General features: G+C 57.0%; 1 pseudogene. It reads right to left on the reverse strand.

Features of this window, described 5'->3' with window-relative positions:
• A pseudogene (locus tag BHE85_RS19395) lies at positions 1-302 on the reverse strand (IS1-like element IS1F family transposase); the annotation flags it as partial.

Raw genomic sequence — 302 nt, forward strand, 5'->3', positions numbered from 1 at the left:
ATACCACGACCTCAAAGGCCGACAGCAGGCTCAGAAGACGCTCCAGTGTGGCCAGAGTGCGTTCACCGAAGACGTGCGCCACAACCGTCCTCCGTATCCATGTCATACGCGTAAAACAGCCAGCGCTGACGTGATTTAGCACCGACCGTAGCCCCACTGTTCGTCCATTTCAGCGCAGACAATCACATCACTGCCCGGTTGTATGCGCGAGGTTACCGACTGCGGCCTGAGTTTTTTAAGTGACGTAAAACCGTGTTGAGGCCAACGCCCATAATGCGTGCACTGGCGCGACATCCGACGCC

This window comes from Shigella sp. FC1567 (assembly GCF_001743015.1).
Classification (GTDB): Bacteria; Pseudomonadota; Gammaproteobacteria; order Enterobacterales; family Enterobacteriaceae; genus Escherichia; species Escherichia coli.